Origin of the sequence: Pseudomonas sp. RL_5y_Pfl2_69, from assembly GCF_963970465.1 — a bacterium.
In the GTDB taxonomy this organism is placed as follows: Bacteria; Pseudomonadota; Gammaproteobacteria; order Pseudomonadales; family Pseudomonadaceae; genus Aquipseudomonas.
The window spans coordinates 1-1,224 of the sequence record NZ_CAXAOU010000026.1; the positions used below are offsets into that span (position 1 = coordinate 1).

Genomic DNA, 1,224 nt, shown 5'->3' on the forward strand with positions numbered 1-1,224 from the left:
AAAACGGCAAGTGGATCATGGAGGGGCTTTCGGGGTTGCTGGTGGGATATGACTCCACGGGATGTCGGGTATGTCTTCACAACATAGATGACGAAAAGGCTTATACCGATGCCCCAGGTCGTCTTATAGATGCCCACTCTCTAAAAGGACTCCGAGTGATTTTTTAATCTAAGTCGTAAACGCAGCCTCTCCTTGCAAGACGAGCCACCCTAGGAGGCCGGCTGCCGCAGCGTTATCCAAAGTACATCTAAATCGAAACTGGTCGTCTGTTATGAAAATTCAGATTTACTCTGACCTGCACCTCGAGTTCGCTAGGTTCGATCCCACCCCAAGCGACACGGACGTAGTAATTCTCGCCGGTGACATTGATATCAAATCGCGGGGCGTGAAATGGGCGAACGACACATTCCAGTGCCCTGTGATCTATGTGTGTGGCAATCACGAATATTACGGCGGGCACATAGGTCACACATTGCGAAAGATGAAAGAAGCTGCATTGCCCCATGTGCATGTACTCGAAAACGAGATGCTCATTCTCGATGGCACACGCTTTTTGGTCACAACTGCCTGGACGGATTATTCGGCTACCGGTGATGTGGTTGCGGCAAAGCGGCTTGCATGGGATTCGATGAACGATTTTTTGGTGATTCGAGCCGACTTGGATTACAGGCGCTTGCGTCCAGACGACCTAGTCGCTAAGTCAATGAGAGCTCGCCGCTGGTTAACCCAAGAGCTTAATAGACCTTTCGACGGCAAAACAGTGGTGGTCACACACCATGCACCAGTGTTGGATCATCTGGGTGACGATCACCCCGGACATCTTGCTGCTGCCTATGCGAACGATTGGTCAGAGTTACTTAGTAAGGCTGATCTTTGGATACATGGGCACACGCATTTTGCAGCAGACTTTTTCAGGAATGGGTGCCGAGTTGTTTCCAATCCGCGGGGTTACCCAGGTCAAAGGACAGGCTTCGATCCTGAGTGCTTGGTGGTGGTTTGAGGGTAAATAGATCTCGTCGGTGTCCTCCATTGGGCTCGGAGTTGATAGATCAAAACTAGCGGGTGTGAGCTTGCTCGAACGGTTGATCTTTAGCGTGAGTCTGAATCGCCCCGGGTTTCGTAGACATCTCTTTGCCTTAAACTGAGGCCAATTAGGAGGTGCCATGAGCAACCCGCGTTACCCCGAAGAATTCAAAATCCAAGCGGTCAATCAAGTGACCGAAA

General features: G+C 50.7%; 1 protein-coding gene. It reads left to right on the forward strand.

Going from position 1 to position 1,224, the window contains the following annotated elements; translation table 11 throughout:
- Positions 1–271 precede the first annotated feature (271 nt).
- Positions 272–1,000 (forward strand): metallophosphoesterase family protein, encoded by a 729-nt coding sequence (locus AACY07_RS24255; RefSeq protein WP_339478295.1) that lies wholly within the window; start codon positions 272–274, stop codon positions 998–1,000.
- The last annotated feature ends 224 nt before the right edge of the window (positions 1,001–1,224 follow it).

Coding starts and splice junctions, on each gene's coding strand:
- AACY07_RS24255 (WP_339478295.1), top strand. CDS start 272: ATGAAAATTCAGATTTACTCTGACCTGCACCTCGAGTTCGCTAGGTTC.